We start from the raw sequence: 22,433 nt of genomic DNA, 5'->3' as shown, positions 1-22,433 counted from the left end.
ACGACGCGCAGCTCGCTGATGCGGGCCTGAACCGTGGGGAGCAACCCCCGCGGGTGCGGGGACGACAGAAGTTCGCGCCACTCCTCGGGCGTGCGTTCGGAGCAACCCCCGCGGGTGCGGGGACGACTGCGCGCGCCGCGTCCCGAGTCGGGGCTGGGAAGAGCAACCCCCGCGGGTGCGGGGACGACCATCACGGACGAGGTGGTGGCCACGGCCCCCTCGGAGCAACCCCCGCGGGTGCGAGGACGACCATCTCCGTTGCCTCCTACCGGTAGTTCGTTAAATCCGGTGGTGGTGTGGGTTGACGTCAGGTCGGGTTGGTCGTAGGCCGGTGGGAGGAGTCAACTGCCTTGCTGGGGGGCTGAAGATGACTGCTCGCCGTCCGTGTCCGCCTGCGCCGGGGCCGTTGGAGGACTACGCGGCCCGGTTCGACGACCTCTTCTTCAGTCTCGCCCAGCGGCGGGGGTTTCGCGAGTACCTGACCGGGCTGCTGGTGCCGCGGGAGCGGAACAAGACGATCACCTGTCTGGCCGGGGCGGAGCCGGTGGCGGGTGCGGGGATGCCGGGGGTGCAGCGGCTGCAGTTCTTCCTGTCCGAGTCGCCCTGGGAGGTCGAGCAGGTCAACGACCGGCGGCTCGAGCTGCTGCGTGAGGAGCCGGCGACTGCTCCGCACGGTGGTGGGGTCATCGTGATCGACGATTCCGGGGACCGCAAGGACGGCATGGCCACCGCGCACGTGGGCAGGCAGTGGCTGGGCCGGTTGGGCAAGACGGACAACGGCATCGTCACGGTGACCACGGTGTGGACCGACGGCCGCGTGTATTACCCGCTGCACGCGACTCCCTACACCCCTGCCCACCACTTCGACCGCGGCCGCTCGGATCCGTCCTTCCGCACCAAGCCGCAGCTGGCTGCTGCCCTCGCGGCCCGCGGGAAGGAGGCGGGCTTCGGCTGCCGGGCGGTGGTCGCCGACTGCGCCTACTCCGTCAGTGACGACTGGTACCTCGCGCTGCGCGAGGCCGGCCTGCCCTACGTAGTAGCCCTCAAGCCGCGCAACGGTGTCTGGGCCCCGGCCCACGAGCCGCACACTCCCATCGAAGCCGCACACGCCCTGACCTGGAAGGATGCCAGGCGTCCCGGCGACTGGACAGTTGTGGAGCGTCACTTCCGCGACGGGCACACCGAGACCTGGTGGGCCGCCGACGCCCGCCTGGGCGGCTACGGACCCGACTCACCCTGCCGACTGGTCGTGGCCACCACCGACCCGGCCAGCCTGCCGGAGAAAGCCACCTGGTACCTGGCCACCAACCTGCCCCACCCCGACGCACCCCACGCCACCACCAGCCCGCACCCGCCGGCCGACCTCGCCGAGATCATCCGCCTCTACGGACTGCGGCCCTGGATCGAGCAGAGCTACAAACAGATCAAGGACGAACTCGGCTGGGCCGACTTCCAAGTCCGCTCCGACCGCGCTATCCGCCGCCACCAGACCCTGGTCAACTGCGCCTTCTCCTTCTGCTGGGACCAATGGTTCGCCCCACCGGGACCCCTGGACGCCACCGCGCCCGACCCGTGCCCCGACGAGGGCCCAGAGAGGGGGCCCAGCCATACCCCTCCAGCCCCAACCGCCCTGCTGGCCAAGGGCCTTACGGGCCATCCGCTCCTGGCTCACCCCCGCCATCACCCTCACCCGATGGTGGCGAGCCTGGACGGACACCGACCCACCCTGCGAACTCCAGGCGCTGATCGACGCGGTCACCACAGGACACGGCATTGACCTCTACCTCCGGATTTAACGAACTACCGGTAACGCCGTTGTGGTCGGAGCAACCCCCGCGGGTGCGGGGACGACGGCCTCGAGCGAGGCGATCGCCATCTCTTGAAGGAGCAACCCCCGCGGGTGCGGGGACGACTGCTCAGCAACTGCGGCGACCACCTGGTCGGCCGAGCAATCCCCGCGGGTGCGGGGACGACCTCTGCCTCACGGTGGGGTATCGCGCCGTCGTGGAGCAACCCCCGCGGGTGCGGGGACGACTCAAGGAGTCATGCCATGAGCCAGCCCGCTCTCGAGCAACCCCCGCGGGTGCGGGGACGACCGGGCGGTGAGGGGGGTGCCGTTCGCCACGGCGGAGCAACCCCCGCGGGTGCGGGGACGACTTCGGTGTCCTCTGGTCCGGCTACACCCTGCTCGAGCAACCCCCGCGGGTGCGGGGACGACGGCGAGCGTCAGACCCACCCCGGCCGCAGCCGAGGAGCAACCCCCGCGGGTGCGGGGACGACATGCCGAACAGGGTCAACCCGTGCTCGTACGCCGAGCAACCCCGCGGGTGCGGGGACGACAACAGGTCGGTGACGTCGGCGTACAGGTCGGGGGAGCAACCCCCGCGGGTGCGGGGACGACCTCCTCCGTCACCGTCAAAGCCCACGCCCTCGGCGAGCAACCCCCGCGGGTGCGGGGACGACTTGACCTTGCCGTGCGCTACCGCCGTGATCATCGAGCAACCCCCGCGGGTGCGGGGACGACACGCAAATGGAGGTGATGAGCCTGGGCGCCCACGAGCAACCCCCGCGGGTGCGGGGACGACCCTTGCGGGTCATAGTCGACTACCAGGACACGCGAGCAACCCCCGCGGGTGCGGGGACGACGCCGGATGGCCGTACACGGCCTGACGCTCTCCAGAGCAACCCCCGCGGGTGCGGGGACGACTACCAGGACCCCCGCCGCTACTTCTCGGAAGGCGAGCAACCCCCGCGGGTGCGGGGACGACGGCGGCGCCGGTACCGGCAAGGCGGGCGCACCCGAGCAACCCCCGTGGGTGCGGGGACGACCCCGTGCCGACGGTTGTCACGCGGGCGCACCGAGAGCAACCCCCGCGGGTGCGGGGACGACCGGCGCGGCAAGGCGCGGGAGTTCACCGAGCAGGAGCAACCCCCGCGGGTGCGGGGACGACGTGATGTCCTTGACCAGGTCCGGCTGCTGGGACGAGCAACCCCCGCGGGTGCGGGGACGACTTTCGACAGGCTGCTGAAACCGGCCGTAGGGAGGAGCAACCCCCGCGGGTGCGGGGACGACGGGTCGTACAGGGTGAGGCCAGCCGCGTAGGCGGAGCAACCCCCGCGGGTGCGGGGACGACAGCCTACGGCCACCCGACAGCCACCCCGCAGACGAGCAACCCCCGCGGGTGCGGGGACGACATGCTCTTGACGGTCGGGGCGGAGAGGCCGAGCGAGCAACCCCCGCGGGTGCGGGGACGACCTGGCCAGCGGTCTCGACACGACCCGGCAGCAAGAGCAACCCCCGCGGGTGCGGGGACGACATCTGACCGAGGCCGATGTCATACCCCTTGATCGAGCAACCCCCGCGGGTGCGGGGACGACCGGGGAGGGGCGCCTGGGTGGGGTCCTGCGCCCGAGCAACCCCCGCGGGTGCGGGGACGACGCGCTGTGGGTCGCGATGGCCACCTGCGAGTGGGAGCAACCCCCGCGGGTGCGGGGACGACCAGGCGGAAGTGAAGAAGCTGCGTGCGCGCGTCGAGCAACCCCCGCGGGTGCGGGGACGACGATGTCAGCGGTGGGGGTCACGCGGCCACCTGCGAGCAACCCCCGCGGGTGCGGGGACGACCTGGCCAGCGGTCTCGACACGACCCGGCAGCAAGAGCAACCCCCGCGGGTGCGGGGACGACATCTGACCGAGGCCGATGTCATACCCCTTGATCGAGCAACCCCCGCGGGTGCGGGGACGACCGGGGAGGGGCGCCTGGGTGGGGTCCTGCGCCCGAGCAACCCCCGCGGGTGCGGGGACGACGCGCTGTGGGTCGCGATGGCCACCTGCGAGTGGGAGCAACCCCCGCGGGTGCGGGGACGACCAGGCGGAAGTGAAGAAGCTGCGTGCGCACGTCGAGCAACCCCCGCGGGTGCGGGGACGACGATGTCAGCGGTGGGGGTCACGCGGCCACCTGCGAGCAACCCCCGCGGGTGCGGGGACGACCCAGACACGACGGTGCCGCCGCGGATGACCACGGAGCAACCCCCGCGGGTGCGGGGACGACAGTCCGTGGTCGTGATCGACGTACTCACCGCTAGAGCAACCCCCGCGGGTGCGGGGACGACACTTCATGAGCTGGGACGATGCTAGCGAACGGGCCTGTTTTCCTTCACATGCATGAGGAGGCGGGGGGTTCAGAGAGTCACTGTCAGACCTGCCCTCTATCGTGCGTGTCGGCATCGCGGCAGGCTGTCTGAGGGAGCTCCACAGGTGGAAGATGAGCGGTCAGTCATTGAGTTGATGCAGTCGTGCCAGGTGTCGGAGGAGACGGTAGCGCGGGTGGCGCGGCTGTGGGGGAAGTCGGCTGCGCGCAATGCTGGGCGGACCCATGTGTTGCTCGGGCACCTCCTGGACACGGCGGCTGTGGCGGGGCTGATGTGGGACCGGTTTCTGTCACCGGCGGTTCGTCGGCGTCTGGACGAGATCAGTGGTGGGCAGGGGCGGGCGTGGTTTATGTGGGTGTGCGCGATCCACGACTGTGGGAAGGCGTGCCCGGCGTTTCAGGCGCTGGATGTGGCGGAGGCTGCTCCTGTGCGTGCGGCTGGGCTGACGTGGGGGCGGCTGCCAACCGGTAGGCGGATGAAGTGGCGCCATGATGTGGCGGGTGGGGCGATGCTCATTGCGCGGCTGCGTGAGGAGTGGGGGGATGCCGATGCTGTGGCGTGGGTGTGGCCGCTGGTTGCTGGCCACCATGGGGTATTTCCGTCGGTGAGTGCGTTGCGGCCGCCGTACCCGGATGCGCAGGGGAGGGGGCCGGCGTGGGCCGAGGCGCAGCGTGCAGTGGTGGATGTGGTGACTCGCGTCGTGGGCTTCGCGGATGTGGCGGCGGTGAGGCCGGTTTCGTCGTTGCGGAAGGCGGAGCAGCTGGCGCTGGCGGGGCTGATTGTGATGGCGGACTGGATCGCGAGTGACAGTGAGCATTTCAAGGGGTTGGCGGATGCCGGGGATGTGTCGCCGGCCGGTGCGTGCCGTCGGGCGGAGGCGGCGTGGGAGCGGCTGGGGTTCCGGGGCGGTTGGGAAAAGCTCGCTGTGCCGTCGTCGACGCTGGTGCCGTTGACGGGTCGTCTGGGTGTGGCACCACGTGCGTCGCAGCGTGAGTTGGTCGAGCGGGCGTGGTCGTCGCTTTCGCCAGGGTTGCTGGTGGTTGAGGCGCCGATGGGGGAGGGCAAGACGAAGGCTGCGCTGGCGGCGGCGGAGGTGCTTGCGGCCCGTTTCGGTTTGAACGGGGTGTTTGTGGCGATGCCGACGCAGGCGACGAGCGATCCGATGTACGAGCAGGTTCTGGAGTGGGTGGGTTCCTTTCACCCGGAGCTGGTGTCGCAGGTGGCGCTGCTGCATGGCAAGCGGCGTTTCAACCGGTTGTGGCGGCGGATCTGGGACGAGGGGCATTCGGCGGGTGTCGGGGCGAGTCCGTGGGAGGACTACGGAGCGATCGATGAGGACGATGAGTTCGGCTGGCCGGGCAGTTCTGGTGATACGGGTGGTGTGGCCGAGCGGGGTGGGCCGCCGGTCTGGTTCCTCGGTAGCAAGCGCGGGCTGTTGACGCCATTCGCCGTCGGCACGATCGATCATCTCCTTTATGCGGCGACGCGGACGCGGCACGTGATGCTGCGGGCCGCTGGCCTGGTTGGCAAGGTCGTGATTGTGGACGAGGTGCACGCTGCCGACATTTACATGCGGCAGTTCCTGTTGGAGGCGTTGCGGTGGCTTGGGCAGGCGGGGGTGCCGGTGGTGCTGCTGTCGGCGACGTTGCCGCCGGCCCAGCGGCAGGCCTTCGTGGACGCGTACCTGTCGGGGGTGCTGGCGGCAGCGGATGTGCAGGAGCCGGTTCCCGAGCCGGCCGGTTATCCGTGTATCACTGCGGCTTTCGCTGTGGGTGGGCAGCCGGTGGTGGAGAGTTCTCGGAGTTTGGTGCCGTCGTGGCGTGAGTCAGTGCCGACTCGGATCGAGTGGCTGCCGGACACGGAGGTGGACGGGGCGGTGGTTGCCGCGGTGGTGCGGGAGGCGGTGGCCGAGGGAGGTGTGGTCCTGGTCGTCGTCAACCAGGTGGATCGCGCCCAGGCCATCTACCGGGCGTTGCGCGGCAGTGAGGTGGGCGGGCATGTGCATCTGCTGCATGGGCGGTTGTGTACGGCGCATCGAGCGGAGCGGACGGAGGAGTGCCTGCGGTTGATGGGTCCTCGGGCCGGTGATTCGCGGCCGGAGGGGATGGTGGTGATTGCCACCCAGCTCGCCGAGCAGTCCTTTGACGTGGATGCGGATCTGTTGATCACGGATCTTGCGCCAGTGGATCTTTTGCTGCAGCGGATCGGCCGGCTGCACAGGCATGCCGGGACGCGCAGGCCGGCGGCGCACGCGGTGCCGCGTGTCCTGGTGACCGGGGTGGCTGCCGGAGTCCGTGGAAGACCTCGGTTCCTGCCTGCTTCGGTGAAGATCTACGAGGAGTGGCCTTTGCTGCGTGCAGCGGCGTTGGTGTCGGAGGCCGCCGGTCCGTTGCCAGGTAGCGGCGGAGCGGGTGTGCCGGGTGCGGGCGTGTGGAGCATTCCGGCGGATGTGCCCGGCCTGGTGGCGCGCGCGTATGGCGGGGCCGAGGTCTGCCCGGCGGAGTGGGACGAGCAGGCCGCGGGCGCCGCGTGGCGGGTGGGGGAGGAGAAGCGGCGTGCGCAGGCGGAGCAGTTCTTGTTGACGCGCCCGCGTGAGTGGGGGACGGCGACCTTGGAGGGGTTGCATTACGCGGGCAGCACCGCGGTCGGGGAGGAGGATCTCGACGCGGTGGTGCGGGACGGTGACCGCGGTGCTGAGGTCGTCCTCGTGCATCGTGTTGCGGGCGGTTACACGGCGCTGGACGGGACGCGGCTCGGTGTGTACGGAGAGGTCTTGGACGATGCGGTGGTCGAGCGGCTGCTGGGGGGTTCGGTGCGGCTGCCGGTCGGATTGTCGGGGGAGACGGGCGGGCTGAGGGCGCTGCCGGGGTGGGTTGATCATCCGTGGCTGCGGCATGCGCGGGCGCTGGTCTTTGAGGGTGGGTGGGCTGAGCTGGGTGGTTCCCGGGTGTCGTATGACGATGCCGAGGGCCTGGTGGTGAAGCGGGGTTGAGGCGGGGGAGCGGCGTTCCGCCCGTGGTTCCTGGCCCCCGCGGGTGCGGGGACGACGTAAAGCATTCAGCGGGAACACCCCCGCGCGCCGTGCGGGGAGTGGGCGGACGCCGCGGTCTTGCAGCGTACCGGTCGGCCTTTTGTTCGAGCGGGTTTGTTATGTCCTGCCTTCACGGTGAATTTCGGTAAACCGCTGAAGCATTCAGCCTTCTGTGCCACCGTTGAACCGGTGCAGGAGACCATCAACTCGCCTAATTGGGGCGGGTGTTGGCTTGCCCGGGGAGGGGGATCATGGGAGACGACGACGGTCTGGTCCGGGGAGCCTGGCTGCCTGTCACCGGCGTGGACGGCGAGGTGCGGGCCGTTGGCCTGCTGGAAGCGCTCACCGGTTCACACGGTCTCGCGCGGCTGGACCTTCCGGTGCCGACGATGTTGCCTGCGGTGTTGCGTCAGTTGCTGCTGCCCATCGTGTTTGACGCGCTGGGAGTCCCGCGGTCGCGCGGTGAATGGGGCAAGCGGTTCACGCAGGGCGGCTTCTCGGCCGAGGAGAAGGAGAAGCTCCTCGACTACCTCGGCCCCCGTTACGGCGACCGGTTCGAGCTGTTCTCCAGTCGGCCGTTCGCTCAAGTGGCGGGCCTGACAGCGCTGAACGGTGAAACCAAGCCGTCCACGTTGCTCGTCCCCTCTGTGGCGTCGGGAAACAACGTGCCGCTGTTCAGCGCACTCAGCGAGGCCGACCACTTGGACCTGACGCCCGCGCAGGCGGCGCTGTGGCTGATGCACGCCCACTGCTGGGACACCGCCGCCATCAAGACGGGAGCCGTCGGTGACGGGCAGGCGAAGAACGGCAAGACGACGGGCAATCCGACGGGCCCGCTCGGTCAGTTCGGTGTGATCGTGCCGACCGGTGGCACCTTGTACGAGACGCTGCTGTTGAACACTCCCGTGCTGCCCGACGGGCTGGCTGCGGGGGATCGGCCGCAGTGGGCGTGGGACGAACGCCCGGCCTCCTGCGCAGCGACGTCGCCGGCCGGGCCTGAGTGGTCGGTGCGTCCTGCCGGGGGTCTGCTGGATCTGCTCACCTTCCCCTCCCGCCGGATCCGGCTGATCCCTGCCGAGACCGAGCAGGGGCTGCGTGTACGGCAGGTGGTCGTCTGTGCGGGGGACCGGCTCGCTTTGACGCCGGGGGAGGAGCCGCACACGGCCTGGATGCACCTCGCCAAGCCGAAAGCGGGCCGGTCGGCGCGACGGCCACGCCGTCACGCTTCGGGTCGTGCCGCGTGGCAGGGACTCGGTGCGCTGCTGGCACTCGCACTTCCACAGGACGGTGACGGCCCGTATACCTCCGTGCTGCTGCGGCAGACGGGGCAGCTGTTCGCGGACCGGTATCTGCCCGCCGACTTCGCACTGGGTGTCGAGACCTGCGGGCTGGAGTACGGCAATCAGTCCGCCGTCGTCGAGAACGCCATCGCCGACAGCCTGCCGCTGCCCGTGGCGTCCCTCCTCGCCGCCGACGAGTGGCTGCGCCAGCCCATCCTGGACTGTGTGGATCAGGCCGACCGGGTTGCGCGTGTGCTGGACGGCCTCCACTCCGACCTGCGCCGTGCCTGTGGCGGCGAGCCGCTCCCGCGGGACAAGGGTGAGCGGCCCTCGGCGCGGTTCCTGCACGCCGTCGACGGCAGGATGCGGCGTCTGCTCGCGGGGCTGCGGACCATCGGTGACGACTACGACACGCTGGAGCGTGCGCAGCAGGCATGGGAGGTCACGCTGCGGCAGGCTGCTCTGCGGGAGGCGGACGGTCTGCTGGCCGCTGCGCCGCCCCGCGCTGTGGTGGGGCGCACCGAGAAGGTGAATGGCAAGGAGATCGTCTTCCGCAGCGGCAAGGCCGCCGGGGTGTTCCACAAGCGGCTCGGTGAGATCCTCACTCGCACCGTCGATGCCGCGACAGGTGAGGGGGAAGCGGCATGAGCAGCATGGCAGCACCGGCCGCACGGACCTACCGCGCCTACTTCTGGGAGGAGTTCACCGAGGAGTGGCAAGCACAGAATTTGTCCCGTCCGCCGGCGTGGGCCGAGCGGGGTCTGCGTGCCTTGCGCGATGGCCTCGGGCGTGAGCCGGGCACCGTCGCCGGTATGCGGTACCTGCACCGGGTGGAGCTGACCGACATCGCCCGGACCTCGGAGCGGCTGCCCCGCTCCTACCGGGCCGAGCATGCCGCGCTCACTCTCTTCGGCCTGCACCAGCATGGCGCGACGCAGCCGGTCCACTGCCCGGCTACAGGGCTGGGCACGGCCTGCCGCACCTTGCGGGCCGATCTGGTCGCCGAAGCGGCCGCCGGCCGCCAGTTGACCCTCGCCGACGAGCACCGTGTGGCCGCCGGCGTCCGCAGGCGGCTGGCTGCGGCCGCGACCGCAGTGGACTTGGACGAGCTGGTCCATCACCTGCGCGGTTTGGTGCCCCTGCTGCGCCGGGCGGGCATCGGTCTGGACTACACACGGTTGCACCGGGACCTGTGTGACTGGATGACGCCGCACCATGGCCGGGTGCTGCGGGCCTGGGGTCTTCAGTACACCGATCCCATCACCAGGAGTACGGAGGACCGCCCGTCCGGACAGGGACAGGGCGCGCAGAGCTGGTACTGGTCCGTTTTCGACCCGGAACGGCCCGAGGCGGGAGCCGAACTGGCGGCTCTGCGCTCCGGGGTTGGGGAAGAAGCCGGCACGGTGCCCGCCATGTGGAGCTTCTACCGCACGTGGATGGGCAGCGAGTTGCGTGCCAGGGGTGCTCTCACCAGGGATCTCAGCGCCGAGCACAGTGCGCTGACTCTTTTCGGCATGCACCAGCAGGGCAAGAAACAGCAGATGCACGTGGCCGGGATCAGTCCTGGCGCCGCTTGCCGCACACTCCTTGCCCGGAACAACAGCACGGACCGAGTGGCCCTGGAGCGCCGACTCGGCGCCCTGCTTACCTCCCTGGATTCCCAGGAGCTTGCCCACCATCTGCGCACTCTCGTGCCGCTGCTGCGCCAGGCGGACGTCGGCCTGGACTACACCCTCGTCCGCATGGCCCTGCGTGGCTGGGACGACCCGCAGCGGCCAGAGGCTCAGTCGCGTCTGCGCAGCACGTGGGATCGCGACTTCCGCCGCGAGGACGCGCAGCCCTGACCCTGTCGCTTTACGCACCGTGCCGCCAACGCCCAAGCACAGTGCACTCGCGCTGCTGCCTGCCCTCACCTGCCCGGCCACCGCTGCCGGGCGCTCCTCTGCCGTTCCACTTCCGGCACCGCCACTGCGCGGTGCTCACCTTCCCTAAGGAGTCATGTCATGTCCGAGCCGACGCTTTTCGTTGAGGTCCACATCCTGCAGAGCGTTCCGCCGTCCAACATCAACCGGGATGATTCCGGTACTCCGAAGCAGGCCCTCTACGGGGGTGCCCGTCGTGCACGGATCTCCTCGCAGGCCTGGAAGCGCGCCACCCGGATCGAGTTCGCCAAGACCGAGGCGCCCGCCGACCGAGCCACCCGCACCAAGCGGATCGCCACCCTGCTCGCCGAGCGCCTCGGCCGGCCCGAGAGCGAGGGCGGAGCGGCCCTGGAGGCTGCGCAGGCCGATCGCTTGGCGGCTGCGCTGATGGAACCGCTGGGCATCAAGAAGTCGGCGAAAAAGGAGGAGCAGTCCGCCTACCTGCTCTTCTTCGGTAAGCGCCAGCTCGACGACCTCGTGCGCCTGCTCGGCGGACGCGCCGCGGAACTGGCCGCGCTGCCCGACAAGGAGCTCCAGGAGGAGACCAGCAAGCTGCCCGTGGTCTCCGCGCTGTCCACAGGTCACCCGGCTGAGGTCGCGCTCTTCGGCCGGATGGTCGCCGACCTGAAGGACCTGAACGTCGACGCCGCGGTCCAGGTCGCCCACGCGTTGTCCACCCACGCGGTGCGCACCGAGTTCGACTACTACACCGCCGTCGACGACGAGAACACCGAGGACAGCGGAGCCGGCATGATCGGCACCGTGGAGTTCAACAGCGCCACCCTCTACCGCTACGCAGTACTCGGCACCCACCAACTGCGTAACAACCTCACCTCGGCCGAGGCCACCCGCGAAGCCACCGTCCGGTTCATCGACGCGTTCACCCGGTCCATGCCCACCGGCCACCAGAACTCTTTCGCCCACCGCACCCTGCCCCACCTGGTCCTGGTCACCGTCCGCACCGACCAGCCCGTCAACCTCGTCTCCGCCTTCGAAGAACCCGTCACCGGAAACCAGGGTCTGGCAGCCGAATCCGCTACCGCACTGGCCGACGAGTTGAAAACGGCCGGCGAGACCTGGGGCACCGTGCCGCAGCGGACCCTGGCCACCTACGCGTTGGAAAGCGACAAACTCGCGGAGGCCTTCGGCCCCTCGCTGCCCTTCCAAACGCTCCTGGAGGAGGTCGGCAACACCGTCGGCGCCTGGCTGACCCACGGCGAGATCCCCGCGCAGCGCACCGAGGCTGCGCAGGCAGGTCACCGATGAGCGGCCAGGCCGTACTCGTCCTGCGGCTGGCCGCCCCCCTGCAGTCGTGGGGCGGCCCCTCCCGCTACAACCGCCGCGACACTCAGCCCCAGCCGACCAAGTCCGGCATCCTGGGCCTCCTTGCCGCAGCCGAGGGCCGCCCCCGCGAAGCATCCCTGACCGACCTGCTCGGCCTGCGCCTGGGCGTACGGGTCGACCAGCCCGGCACGCTGCTGCGCGACTACCACACCGTCAGCGACCACCGCGGCCTTGCGCTGCCGGCCGCCAAGGTCGACGCCAAGGGCGCACAGAAGAAGACCGGCCCGGCCAAGTACACCGGCGTCACCCAGCGGTACTACCTGCAGGACGCGGTCTTCACCGCCGCCGTCGCCGGCCCCGCCGCGCTGCTGCAGCACCTGGAACACGCCGTACGCCACCCCGCCTTCCCGCTCTCGCTCGGCCGCCGCTCCTGCCCGCCGACCGGACCCGTGAGCCTCGGCCTGCACCCCGACACCGATCTGCCCAAGGTGCTCGAAGACGTCCCCTGGCAGGCATCCGCACCTCACCGTGCCCGCTTCAGGGGAGCGCAAGTGACAGTAGAGGCCACCGTCGAAGACCCGGCCGGCGACCTCACCGCCACCGACGTACCCGACACCTACGACCTGAAGACCGGCACCCTCTTCAGCCAACGCACCGTGCGACACCTGTGGATCAGCCTCCCCACCGGCCAGCAAACGACCGGCCAGGCCGCCGATATCCCCGCCGGCAGAACGGACCTTGGCCACGACCCCTTCGCTCTCCTGGGCTGGTGACCCATGCCTTACCTGTCGAAGATCGCCCTCAACCCCCGCCGCCGGGCCGCTGTCTCCCTGCTGGCCAACCCGCACCGGCTGCACGCCGCCGTCCTCGGCGGCCTCGCTACCCAACCCGTCACCGAACGCGTGCTGTGGCGGCTGGAGAGCAACACCCCACACCGCGCCGAGATTCTGGTCCTCACCGAGAACCGCCCATCCTGGCAGCACCTGGTAGAACAGGCCGGCTGGCCGGACGCCGACGGCGGGCAACCACTCATCGCCGACTACGCTCCCCTGCTGCAACGCCTCGCCGTGGGCCGGGAATTCGCCTTCCGACTGACAGCCAACCCGGTCCAGACCGTGCAGCGGCCCGTCAAACCCAGCGAAGAGCAGCTGCAGCGCATGAAGAACGCGGACACGCTGGAAAAGCGGCGCGGCTTCCGCGTCGCGCACCGCACCGCGGCACAACAGCTCACCTGGCTGCTCACCCGAACCGAACGGCACGGCTTCACCATCCCCGCCACCGACACCGGCACCACCATCGACCTCGACGCATCCACCGCCGCCGAGGCTCCCGCAGGCCCGGCGCCGGCGGTGTCCCTCATCGCCCGGGACACCCTGCGGTTCCGCAAGGGCAAGGACGGCCCCCGCGTCACGCTCTCCACCGCCACCTTCCAGGGACGGCTCCGCGTCACCGACCCCGTCGCCCTACAGGCGACCCTGCTGGGCGGCATCGGCCCCGCCAAAGGCTACGGCCAGGGCATGCTCACCCTCGCCCCACTCCTGCAGGAGGCACCACATGGCTGAACCCTGGTGGCGGACCGGCCCGCAGGACGTCCACAGGATCGAGGACCGCGTCTCCAGCCTGTACATCGAGCGATGCCACATCGACCGGGACGACAACGCCGTCGTCCTGATCAACAAAGCCCGCATCGTCCATGTCCCCGCCGCCTACCTCGCCGTACTCCTCATCGGCCCCGGCAGCCGCATCACCCACGCCGCCGTCACCCTGCTCGCAGACTCCGCCACCTCGGTGTGCTGGGTCGGCGAACAGGGCGTCCGCCTGTACGCTTCCGGACTCAGCACTGCCCGCGGCTCGCAACTCCAGTTACGACAAGCCTGGCTCGTCACCCGTCCCAAAGAGCGCGTCGCAGTCGCACGCCGCATGTACGACATGCGCTTTCCCGGCGAAGACACCTCCGCGCTGACCCTTCAGCAGCTTCGCGGACGAGAGGGCACTCGAATCCGCAGACTCTACGCCCAGCACTCCGAACGGACCGGCGTGCCCTGGAGCAAGCGCGACTACAAGCCGGGGGACGCCTTCGCCGCCGGAGACGACGTCAACCGCTCGCTGTCTGCCGCCAACTCGGCCCTCTACGGCATCTGCCACGCAGTCATCACCGGAATCGGTGCTAGCCCCGCACTCGGGTTCGTCCACACAGGATCCGCCCTGTCGTTCGTCCTGGACATAGCCGACCTCTACAAAGCCGAGTTCACCATCCCCCTAGCCTTCGAACTCTCAGCCAAGGGCCTTACCACCGAACGCGACGCCCGCACAGCCCTGCGCGACGCCGTCGTCCAGCACAAGCTTTTGCCTCGCATCGTCGACGACATCAAGCAACTCCTCGTACCCGACGACGTCCACCTGTCCGAGAAGGAACTCAGTGGCCTATGGGACGAAGGCGAAACCGTCGTCACTGCTGGCTGGAACTGGGGCAACTCCTTTGCCCCGGACCAACACGTTGACGTCATCCCACCGCCACGTGATCAGGAAGAAGGCAGAGACCAGAGGGAAAAGGGATGAGTCCGGGCACCACAGTCGTGATCTTGATCGCAGCACCCCCAGGCCTGCGCGGCCACCTCACCCGCTGGTTTGTCGAAGCAGCCCCTGGCGTCTACGTAGGTACTCCCAACTCACGCATCCGCGACCGTCTGTGGCCCGTACTGGCCCAGCGTATCCGCGACGGACAGGCAGTCATGATCGAACCTGTCCACACCGAGCAGGGCTGGTCTGTACGTACTGCTGGCCGTGATCGTTGGGCTCCCGTCGACTTCGACGGTCTTACCCTGATGGCGCGCCCCGCCAAGTGGGTAGCCACCCCTGGCGCCCCGATTCCGATGTAAACGAAAACCGCCCACCGGCCTGACAACACCGCAGGTCAGCAAGTGTCGTCCCCGCACCCGCGGGGGTAGCTCGCTCTTGCCCGGGGGATGACGGCATGCTCTTGCGTCGTCCCCGCACCCGCGGGGGTAGCTCCCGGATCGTGTCCCCAGCAGCCATGCCGGCGAGGTCGTCCCCGCACCCGCGGGGGTAGCTCGTAGTCCCGGCCGCCGTCGGCGCCGCGCTTGATGTCGTCCCCGCACCCGCGGGGGTAGCTCGGCCCGCGAGGCGCGCCGTGCCGGCCGCCGCGAGTCGTCCCCGCACCCGCGGGGGTAGCTCGATCAGGGGGGCGCTGTGGCCGACCCACGTGTCGTCCCCGCACCCGCGGGGGTAGCTCGGCTGCGAGGACGCCTCGGCGGCCATCCGGCGCGTCGTCCCCGCACCCGCGGGGGTAGCTCGGCTGCGAGGACGCCTCGGCGGCCATCCGGCGCGTCGTCCCCGCACCCGCGGGGGTAGCTCTCGTGGTCGCTCTAGTCGACTTGCATGCAACCGGTCGTCCCCGCACCCGCGGGGGTAGCTCCGCGTCCATCGGTCTGTACGGCGCGCCGCAGACGTCGTCCCCGCACCCGCGGGGGTAGCTCCGTCTGCGCCTTCGTCCCAGACGAGTCCGGCGTGTCGTCCCCGCACCCGCGGGGGTAGCTCCACCCAGCTGTACGACCCGGCGACCAACGCGCGGTCGTCCCCGCACCCGCGGGGGTAGCTCCACGGTGGCCGGCAGGCAGTTGAGCGAGGAAGAGTCGTCCCCGCACCCGCGGGGGTAGCTCGGTCTGGCTCAACGGAACGCACGACTACTGGGTGTCGTCCCCGCACCCGCGGGGGTAGCTCGTCCTCACCGCCGCGCAGGTCGCGCTCCTGATGGTCGTCCCCGCACCCGCGGGGGTAGCTCCCACATCGCAGCGGCCCCGGCCGCCCCGTACTTGTCATCCCCGCACCCGCGGGGGTAGCTCCTCACGGTGGGCCGCGGGTTCTGGGGGGGGAGTCGTCCCCGCACCCGCGGGGGTAGCTCCGCGTGCTCCTCGGCGTGGTAGCACGTGCTCCAGTCGTCCCCGCACCCGCGGGGGTAGCTCTCAGCTTCATCCGGAGATGGCATCCTTGCCGAGGTCGTCCCCGCACCCGCGGGGGTAGCTCTTCCTGGTCAGGCGTTGGCGCGCCAGGCCAGGGGTCGTCCCCGCACCCGCGGGGGTAGCTCGGCCACCGACGGCTGGCTGATCGACTGCATCGTGTCGTCCCCGCACCCGCGGGGGTAGCTCGTCGTCGTCGGCGAGCCCGGAGGAGAGCCCGAGGTCGTCCCCGCACCCGCGGGGGTAGCTCTCCAGCGCGGGCACCAGGGGCTGGAAGTCCTGCGTCGTCCCCGCACCCGCGGGGGTAGCTCCTCGTAGTCCAGCACGTACGCCGCGCTGTCGAGGTCGTCCCCGCACCCGCGGGGGTAGCTCTTCCCGGCTCCGGAATACATCCGCCGTTCCGCCGTCGTCCCCGCACCCGCGGGGGTAGCTCCTGCCGCCGTTGTAGTAGGTGCTGCGCTTGGCTGTCGTCCCCGCACCCGCGGGGGTAGCTCGGCGACTGGGCCACCGGGATCAACGCCTACGCCGTCGTCCCCGCACCCGCGGGGGTAGCTCCTGATTTCGGGCACGATCACGCCGAGTTCGAAAGTCGTCCCCGCACCCGCGGGGGTAGCTCACCCTGTTCCTGTTCTCCAAGAGCCAGCGTTACGTCGTCCCCGCACCCGCGGGGGTAGCTCGGGTGAACTCCCGGTGCGTATCGGACCTTTGATGTCGTCCCCGCACCCGCGGGGGTAGCTCGTCAGGGGAACCGCCGCCTCCGCGAGCGTGTCTGTCGTCCCCGCGCACGCGGGGGTAGCTCCAGCCGTGCCACCGTCGCCGCCGGGCGCCCCCGGTCGTCCCCGCGCACGCGGGGGTAGCTCGAGGCCTCGGATTCCTTCCTGGAGTCGATGGGGGTCGTCCCCGCGCACGCGGGGGTAGCTCCTCCGGCAGGCCCTGCAGCGCACGCGGGGTGTGGTCGTCCCCGCGCACGCGGGGGTAGCTCCCCCATGCGCTACCGCGACGCCGACTGCACCTGGTCGTCCCCGCACCCGCGGGGATAGCTCGTTCATCAAGCACGTTCCGTCCCCGCGCGTGCGGGGAACAGGGGTTCCGGCGCCTCTGCCCTGACGAGGAGATGGGGCCATCGCCCCACGCGCGAGGAGCGCAGTCTTGGGTAGCGCCGAGGCCCGCGCGTGGGCACAGGCCTCATATGGGCAGATCGTCCCGACCTTCAGACGTCACGCATTGACCGGAGGCGGGCGGCGATCTCGTACGAGTTCATCTGCATCGTGCGAATGTCGATGATCAGGTCGCGCCAGGCCTCGAACTTCGTGTTGATCTGCTCCCCGTGCATCCGCAGGTACGCCACCGCTAGGCCGTAGCCGTACAGTTCGTTCCTGGTTGGGAGAGGGCGCAGCAGGACGCACTCCTCCAACATCACCGCGGCCCGCCAGAAGGCGTCAGGGTGGTGCTGGTCGTGGCGGGGCGGGTCCACCTTGTGGCGGGCCGCCACGCCGACGAGGACAGAGAAGTCGTTGACTTCGACGTCGTCGGGAAGGATCTCTTCCTGGCGCTCCAGGAACCACCGGTAGTCGACGTAGTACTCGGCAGGCACAGGTCAGGCCGCCCGCGGGGTGCGCCGGACGGCTGGGCCACCGAACTCGGCATCGAAGGCGGACACTGTCGCCGGGTCACCGGTCACCTGCCGGAAGACCTCAGCACCCTCGGCGAGAGCACGCTCGTGCTTCTTCTCCTCGGCCAACGTTGCCAGGTAGTCCTCCAGGAGCATCCCCGCGTCGTCGGCCAGAGCCTGGAAGGTGTCCCTGGTGCTGTCGTCGATCTCGATACCGGCCATGCTCTGAGTATGCCGCGCAGCGCCCAGCCCCGACCAGCGACTGACAAAAGTTGCTCTGAACTGTGCTTTTACTCTTCACTCTGGTCGTCCTGCGCGTGCAGGGAGCAGTGATCGGTCGTGCCCGCGGTCACGGGGAGGGTGGGACCATCCCCGCGCGTGCGGGGAGCAGTTCCGACCCCGTTACGGGCCCACGAGAGAATCGGGGCCATGCCCGCACGTGCGGGCATGGCCCCGCGATGGGCTTGCCGAGACTGCGCGCGTACTCGTGCTCCCCGCGCGTGCGGGGATGGTGCCGGACGCTGGGCAACGGCGCAGTGCTGGGCGTCGTACTCCGTGCGGGTATGGAGATGCTTTCGCCTTGTTGTCGTCCGTGCCGCCAAGGCTTCAGTGGTCTGGCTTGTCGTTTCCCTGGGGCTGTGTGCTGGGCGTGGCGCCTGGGGGTGGGGGTCCGGGTCGGTACGCGGCGTGGACGCTGGCTACTGCTTTGTGCCAGGCGGCTTCGGCGTCTGGTTCATTGCTTTGTTGTTGGACCGGCAGGTCGTGACGTCCGGCCTATAGCCACGGCGCCTGATTCAGGCTGCGGCTCGCCTGCATTGAGCGAGTGAAGTCACCTGTAGCAAGGCCGGACCGGCAGGCCGGCTACGGCTGCCAGGCGTCGGCGCTCTGGTCGAAGTCCTCCTTGTAGGAGCGGCGCTGGGTGAGGTCGGTTTCGGTCAGTTCGGGGTGCACTGGCGGCTGCTGGGGGGCGGCCCACAGCTGGATGAGGTGGTGTTCGCCGCGGTCGCCGACGCCGGGCTCGGGGTCGGCGGTGTGGCAGTACAGGCGCATCCGGATCCATGCCGGTACCTGGTCGGTGGGCAGTTGGAGCGGGCCGTTGTCGGGTTCGGCTTCTTCGAAGTCGCCGCTGCCGAGGATGTAGATGACGGGAGTGTCCTCGGTGGCGTGCAGGCTCATCTCTTCCGCAGGTCCCCAGGTGGGGTCGGTCTCGGGTGGGGGCGGTTCGTCGTGCATCTGGACGGTGATGGTGATGGTGCCGGTATCGGTGTCGGTGAGGATGTGCGCCGTGTCGGCGCCGATGGGCCCGCACCGCCAGCCGTATGGCCACTGGGGCGGCCATTCGTAGTCCTCGCCGAAGGCGAGGAGGTAGCCGTACTCGCCGGTCGCCGGCGTCAGGGTGGTCTCAGCGGTGATCACGGTGGTTTCCTCGCGCAAGGGGGGCACCCCGGCTCGCGGGGCTGCCCCATGGTGCCGTTCGGCCCAGCGTGCCAGGCCGTCAGGCGACGACGTAGAACGGGTCGTTGTCCATGACGTGCATCGGCCGGCGCCAGTTCGTGATGCGGGCGCCCTGGGTGTTGTTCTCGTTCGGGCTCACCCACGTCGTCTCGCGCTGCGAAGCGGGCAGCTTCGTGCCGCCCTCGTAGGTGGAGGCGAACGGGTACTCGTCGCAGTACGTGCGCCCCACCCGCTTCATGTCCGGTGGCGCGGTGCGGCCCCCGCAGACCGCCCTGCGGTTGTCGTTCTTCTTCTTGGTGTTGATCATCCAGTGCAGCGGCTTGCCGCCGTTCGGGTCGCCGTAGTGGCCGCCGTGGGCACGGAGCGTGCGGATCCCGTCGTCGATCCACGGGATACTCACCATCGACACCGCGGTCGGCTGGTCGGTCATGGCGCAGCCGGAGGTGCCGTAGTAGTTGTCGCACCGCCAGGTCGCCGACTTGTAGCCGGTCGAGCCGGGAACGTACCCCGGTTTGGTGAAGCCGAAGGTGTACCTGGTCTGGGTCTTGCCGTTGATGCGACCCTTGCGTATGGCCCCGGTGGTGTAGGTGACGCTGCCACTGGAGGCCGCATCGAGCAGGTGCGGGCTGTAGTGCGTCTTCGCGCTGGTCCCGTTCCCGGCCGTGGCGGTGACGGTGACGGTGATGCCCTTGCCTTCGCGGGTGGTGCTGGCCTTGGAGAGCTGGAACTTCTCCCCCCAGTCCGCCGACTTCGAGTTCAGCGTCATCGAGTGCCGGGCAGTGAACGTGGCCGTGCCGACCTGCCGGGGGACGCCGTTGATGACACGGATGACGTTGACGCGGAGGGTGACCCATTCACATTCGCTGAACCGGTTGATCGAGATCGTGTTGATCTTGCAGGTGGCGTTCGCCTTCGGCGTCACGGCCACCGCCCCGCGGTGGTGGCCAGTGAGGCGGCCTGCACGGCCACCGGCACGATGCCGGCCTGGAGCACCGCCGAGGCCGCCGGCTGCTCCACGGCCGCCTGCGAGGACGCGACGGCCGGGACAAGCAGTCCGGCCGCCAGGGCGGAGATGGTGAGACTTCTGGCGATCTGTCTTCTCAAGACGCCTCCCTGAGTCAGTGGCGCGCGGGATCACTGGCAACTGGCATGCCCACACGCCGCGTTGGCCGAATCCAAGCGCGGGCCTGTGGAAGACGGCATCCGTGTTATGACGGTCCAGGATTTGCTGTCCGAAGTTTCGGCCACACTGCCTCCGTGATCACTGACTGCATCAATGAAGTTGCTGCAGGTGAACGTCAGGCAGGTCACCGTGAGCGGCATGCACGTCTGTGCTCCTCGCGTCATGCGCCCGCGTGCACGCCCTCAACACACCCCTCGAACCGTCGCCAAGTCAGCCCGGCGCGCCCTGCTGGAAGGATGGCCGGGTTTCACCCAGCGGAGACCGGGATCGTGCCGGACGTCGGGCGACCGAGGCGATAGGCCTCCAGGCGTGCATCGGTGCGCCGGGGGCCGGGCGGTAGAAGTTCGCCTGGTGTGGGGAGCATGTGCCCAGCCATCGCTTGCTCGTGAGGGGACGTCATGCATGGTCGCGTCCCCCGAAGTGGTGTAGCGATGTGGAGTTCGCGACTCCGCAGGTCACGCGAGTCAACCGCGCCGCCGCTGACAGTGCACCGCTACCACGGCCGGGAACAGCACCGACACCGCGCAGGAACCGTGACGGTGCTCGACGCGGAGGGCGCACACCGGAGCAAGGCGGTCCGGATTCCTACACCACTTCGCGGGACGCAACCGCGGATCCGCAGATCGGCAGGAAGACCAGGCGGAGGGGGCTGGCTACTCCGGCTGTGCACGGCCCTCAGGTGTGGGACGGTGGCGTGGCACAGGGGGTGGCCGCTGTAGTTGGAGCTGCGCATCCGCGAACTGGGCGGCCTGGCAAGCACGTCGGCGCTCCAGGGGACATGTACGTCACGTGCACGTTGACTGCTTCAGAGTGGCGTCGGCCGGCGGTGACTCGTCCACGTCGGGTGCGCTCGTATGTTGGCCAACGCGCGAGCGGCGAGCTCACGGTAGGCGCGGATCTGCGGTGCCCGCTCACGGGCGAGCTGGTCGCCGTAACCCTTGTCGAGCGCGCGGAATGCGCGTGCCCTGCCGACCTGTCTGTCGCACTCGGCGTCGGCGGTGGACTGGGCGAGTTCGGCACGGGACGGCTCGCGCGTGTCGGCGGGGGAAGAGTGCGCGTACGCCTCGATGGCGTGGTTCCGGGCGGCGTCAGGGTTCGGGTAGTGGTAGCCGCGACTCTTCATGCAGGCGCTCCACGCCCCGGACGTCCTGGCCATCGCGGGCGCGGAGCCGATGCGGTTGTCCCTCTCGATGTCGAGGTTGATGACTGTGGTGTCCGTGATCAGCCACTCCTTGAGGTCCCCGTACAGTTGCTGCTCGGACTGTGCGGTGCATCCGTCGACGTAGATGAAGGTCACTTCGCCGTTGGGCAGTGGGGCGTCCAGGCGGCGCTGAGGGGAGCCGTAGAGAGCGCGCGAGTACCGTGAACGGTCCTTGACGCTGAGAGAGTTGACGTAGGAGTCGTTGGGAGAGGGCGTCTGGCGGTTCCACGCGGCTGCGAGGCCGTAGCCCGCGGTGCGGTGCAGCCGAACGTCATCGCCGTGACGGGGGTCCTGTGCGGGATCGTCTTCCTTTGGATGCCAGGGAATCGGACGGTACGTCCATCCACGTGCGGACATGCAGTGGGCGATCAGCACCTGCTCCGCCTCGAAGAGCCTCTTCCGCTCGGCGTCGCCGATCTGGCCTTGCGCGGGCGTCTGCGGTTGAGGGGCGTTGCCGAGCTGGTGGTTTCGGGGGTTCCCGGCCGGGACGCCGGTCGAGCACGACGCCAGGCACGGCGAGAAAACCGTCAGGACCAAGGCGGCGACGGCCGCCGTGGCGTATTGCTGTGACGAGAGGCGGGAGAGCATGGGCCGGCTCCAAGCGGGCTGGTGGGGGCCCGGCAGACCGACGAGCCTGCCGGGTCCTCTACGGTGGGTGAGCAGGAGGGACACTCAGGACCTCACGTCCCCGTCAGCGGCCCTTCGGGCCGACGGCCCGTCCGGTCAGCAGGCCCACGTCCACTGGTTGCCCTCACCGCGATTGGCGGGGTTGTGGTGCCACCAGCCGTGCCCGTCCGGCAGGCAGCCGAGGATGCGTCCTCCGTCGCCGATGAGGTAGACGCCCATTCCGCTGGTGCCGGAGTTCCACGAGGACTGGTCGTTGTGGTACGCCCCGGCTTGCGAGGTCTGACTCCAGTCCGGGTTGCTGTACTGGAACTTGTACCGGGTGCCCGTGTAGCTGTCGAACGTCCACACGCAGTAGTACCCGGAGACGCAGGACTGGTATTGCGGGGCCGCAGGGGTGGCCGGTGCTGCCGAGGCCCCTCCGGACGTTCCTACGGCGAAGCCTGCGACCAGCGCCGTGGCGGCGATGCCCGTGGCCAACTTCCTCACAGCAAACATGTTCTCCCCTTCGTCGATCCCTTGCCGATCGGACATGAGGCGGAAGATCTGTTGCGAGCGACGGTGCTGCGATGTGCTGCGCGCGGCGTAGCGCAATGGCTCGCTTCCCCCTCGCGTTCGGGTGTTGTGTTCGCGACATCAGGTGCGGATTCGCCCGGCCTGGCCGCGGCCTACTGGATCCAGGTAATCGGATGGCATGTCCGCGCCTCGAATGATT

The 22,433-nt window shown here is 69.7% G+C and carries 16 protein-coding genes and 4 CRISPR repeat arrays (1 of these 20 only partly in view); of the genes, 9 read left to right on the top strand and 7 right to left on the bottom strand.

Going from position 1 to position 22,433, the window contains the following annotated elements; all coding sequences use genetic code 11:
* Positions 1 to 250: direct repeats of the CRISPR family, unit length 28 nt; unit sequence GAGCAACCCCCGCGGGTGCGGGGACGAC; it reaches 145 nt to the left of the window's first position.
* Between the two features lie 117 nt (positions 251 to 367).
* From GQF42_RS00655 to cas2e, 9 genes are all read left to right on the top strand, one after another.
* Positions 368 to 1,777, top strand: coding sequence for an IS701 family transposase (locus GQF42_RS00655; protein ID WP_158916698.1), 1,410 nt, complete (start codon positions 368 to 370; stop codon positions 1,775 to 1,777).
* A 47-nt stretch (positions 1,778 to 1,824) separates the two neighbouring features.
* Positions 1,825 to 2,280: a CRISPR direct-repeat array (repeat unit 28 nt; unit sequence GAGCAACCCCCGCGGGTGCGGGGACGAC).
* Between the two features lie 92 nt (positions 2,281 to 2,372).
* Positions 2,373 to 4,110: a CRISPR direct-repeat array (repeat unit 28 nt; unit sequence GAGCAACCCCCGCGGGTGCGGGGACGAC).
* Positions 4,111 to 4,255: 145 nt separating this feature from the next.
* Entirely contained in the window at positions 4,256 to 7,141 is a 2,886-nt protein-coding gene (cas3, locus tag GQF42_RS00650; RefSeq protein ID WP_158916736.1) for a CRISPR-associated helicase Cas3', read from the top strand.
* A gap of 290 nt (positions 7,142 to 7,431) precedes the next feature.
* Positions 7,432 to 9,108, top strand: coding sequence for a type I-E CRISPR-associated protein Cse1/CasA (gene casA / locus GQF42_RS00645; RefSeq protein WP_158916734.1), 1,677 nt, complete (start codon positions 7,432 to 7,434; stop codon positions 9,106 to 9,108).
* Entirely contained in the window at positions 9,105 to 10,304 is a 1,200-nt protein-coding gene (gene casB / locus GQF42_RS00640) for a type I-E CRISPR-associated protein Cse2/CasB (RefSeq protein ID WP_158916732.1), read from the top strand. The genes casA and casB overlap by 4 nt, the downstream gene beginning before the upstream one ends.
* 159 nt (positions 10,305 to 10,463) lie before the next feature.
* A complete protein-coding gene (gene cas7e, locus GQF42_RS00635; protein ID WP_158916730.1) occupies positions 10,464 to 11,648 on the top strand; it encodes a type I-E CRISPR-associated protein Cas7/Cse4/CasC in 1,185 nt (394 codons plus the stop codon).
* A complete protein-coding gene (gene cas5e, locus GQF42_RS00630) occupies positions 11,645 to 12,439 on the top strand; it encodes a type I-E CRISPR-associated protein Cas5/CasD (protein ID WP_158916728.1) in 795 nt (264 codons plus the stop codon). Before cas7e ends, cas5e begins: the two co-directional genes overlap by 4 nt.
* A 3-nt stretch (positions 12,440 to 12,442) precedes the next feature.
* Complete coding sequence (cas6e, locus tag GQF42_RS00625; protein ID WP_158916726.1) at positions 12,443 to 13,228, top strand: type I-E CRISPR-associated protein Cas6/Cse3/CasE; 786 nt, start codon at positions 12,443 to 12,445, stop codon at positions 13,226 to 13,228.
* Positions 13,221 to 14,225: a type I-E CRISPR-associated endonuclease Cas1e gene (gene cas1e / locus GQF42_RS00620; RefSeq protein WP_158916724.1), complete on the top strand. Its 1,005-nt coding sequence runs from the start codon at positions 13,221 to 13,223 to the stop codon at positions 14,223 to 14,225. The genes cas6e and cas1e overlap by 8 nt, the downstream gene beginning before the upstream one ends.
* A complete protein-coding gene (gene cas2e, locus GQF42_RS00615; RefSeq protein ID WP_158916722.1) occupies positions 14,222 to 14,545 on the top strand; it encodes a type I-E CRISPR-associated endoribonuclease Cas2e in 324 nt (107 codons plus the stop codon). Before cas1e ends, cas2e begins: the two co-directional genes overlap by 4 nt.
* A 44-nt stretch (positions 14,546 to 14,589) precedes the next feature.
* Positions 14,590 to 16,686: a CRISPR direct-repeat array (repeat unit 28 nt; unit sequence GTCGTCCCCGCACCCGCGGGGGTAGCTC).
* Between the two features lie 167 nt (positions 16,687 to 16,853).
* Here cas2e and GQF42_RS00610 read toward each other — a convergent pair.
* From GQF42_RS00610 to GQF42_RS00580, 7 genes are all read right to left on the bottom strand, one after another.
* On the bottom strand, positions 16,854 to 17,237 hold the full coding sequence (locus tag GQF42_RS00610) for a toxin Doc (protein WP_199272527.1): 384 nt from the start codon (positions 17,235 to 17,237) through the stop codon (positions 16,854 to 16,856).
* Between the two features lie 3 nt (positions 17,238 to 17,240).
* Positions 17,241 to 17,477, bottom strand: coding sequence for an antitoxin MazE7 (locus tag GQF42_RS00605; protein ID WP_158916721.1), 237 nt, complete (start codon positions 17,475 to 17,477; stop codon positions 17,241 to 17,243).
* A gap of 639 nt (positions 17,478 to 18,116) precedes the next feature.
* Positions 18,117 to 18,671 (bottom strand): hypothetical protein, encoded by a 555-nt coding sequence (locus tag GQF42_RS00600; protein ID WP_199272526.1) that lies wholly within the window; start codon positions 18,669 to 18,671, stop codon positions 18,117 to 18,119.
* A 79-nt stretch (positions 18,672 to 18,750) separates the two neighbouring features.
* Complete coding sequence (locus tag GQF42_RS00595) at positions 18,751 to 19,638, bottom strand: NucA/NucB deoxyribonuclease domain-containing protein (RefSeq protein ID WP_158916720.1); 888 nt, start codon at positions 19,636 to 19,638, stop codon at positions 18,751 to 18,753.
* Positions 19,629 to 19,814: a hypothetical protein gene (locus GQF42_RS00590; RefSeq protein ID WP_158916719.1), complete on the bottom strand. Its 186-nt coding sequence runs from the start codon at positions 19,812 to 19,814 to the stop codon at positions 19,629 to 19,631. The genes GQF42_RS00595 and GQF42_RS00590 overlap by 10 nt, the downstream gene beginning before the upstream one ends.
* Positions 19,815 to 20,698: 884 nt before the next feature.
* Positions 20,699 to 21,682: a hypothetical protein gene (locus GQF42_RS00585; protein ID WP_158916718.1), complete on the bottom strand. Its 984-nt coding sequence runs from the start codon at positions 21,680 to 21,682 to the stop codon at positions 20,699 to 20,701.
* A 135-nt stretch (positions 21,683 to 21,817) separates the two neighbouring features.
* Positions 21,818 to 22,207: a peptidase inhibitor family I36 protein gene (locus GQF42_RS00580; RefSeq protein WP_158916717.1), complete on the bottom strand. Its 390-nt coding sequence runs from the start codon at positions 22,205 to 22,207 to the stop codon at positions 21,818 to 21,820.
* Between the last annotated feature and the right edge of the window lie 226 nt (positions 22,208 to 22,433).

Origin of the sequence: Streptomyces broussonetiae, from assembly GCF_009796285.1 — a bacterium.
Taxonomy (GTDB): Bacteria; Actinomycetota; Actinomycetes; order Streptomycetales; family Streptomycetaceae; genus Streptomyces; species Streptomyces broussonetiae.
Note: the sequence above shows the minus strand (reverse complement) of the source record. Positions and strands in the feature narration are given on the sequence as shown.

What these genes read in the sequence shown, in the direction of transcription:
- cas2e (WP_158916722.1), top strand. Translation starts at nt 14,222, where the DNA reads ATGAGTCCGGGCACCACAGTCGTGATCTTGATCGCAGCACCCCCAGGC.
- GQF42_RS00605 (WP_158916721.1), bottom strand. Translation starts at nt 17,477, where the DNA reads ATGGCCGGTATCGAGATCGACGACAGCACCAGGGACACCTTCCAGGCT.
- casA (WP_158916734.1), top strand. Translation starts at nt 7,432, where the DNA reads ATGGGAGACGACGACGGTCTGGTCCGGGGAGCCTGGCTGCCTGTCACC.
- cas1e (WP_158916724.1), top strand. Translation starts at nt 13,221, where the DNA reads ATGGCTGAACCCTGGTGGCGGACCGGCCCGCAGGACGTCCACAGGATC.
- cas6e (WP_158916726.1), top strand. Translation starts at nt 12,443, where the DNA reads ATGCCTTACCTGTCGAAGATCGCCCTCAACCCCCGCCGCCGGGCCGCT.
- casB (WP_158916732.1), top strand. Translation starts at nt 9,105, where the DNA reads ATGAGCAGCATGGCAGCACCGGCCGCACGGACCTACCGCGCCTACTTC.
- cas5e (WP_158916728.1), top strand. Translation starts at nt 11,645, where the DNA reads ATGAGCGGCCAGGCCGTACTCGTCCTGCGGCTGGCCGCCCCCCTGCAG.
- cas7e (WP_158916730.1), top strand. Translation starts at nt 10,464, where the DNA reads ATGTCCGAGCCGACGCTTTTCGTTGAGGTCCACATCCTGCAGAGCGTT.
- GQF42_RS00655 (WP_158916698.1), top strand. Translation starts at nt 368, where the DNA reads ATGACTGCTCGCCGTCCGTGTCCGCCTGCGCCGGGGCCGTTGGAGGAC.
- GQF42_RS00585 (WP_158916718.1), bottom strand. Translation starts at nt 21,682, where the DNA reads ATGCTCTCCCGCCTCTCGTCACAGCAATACGCCACGGCGGCCGTCGCC.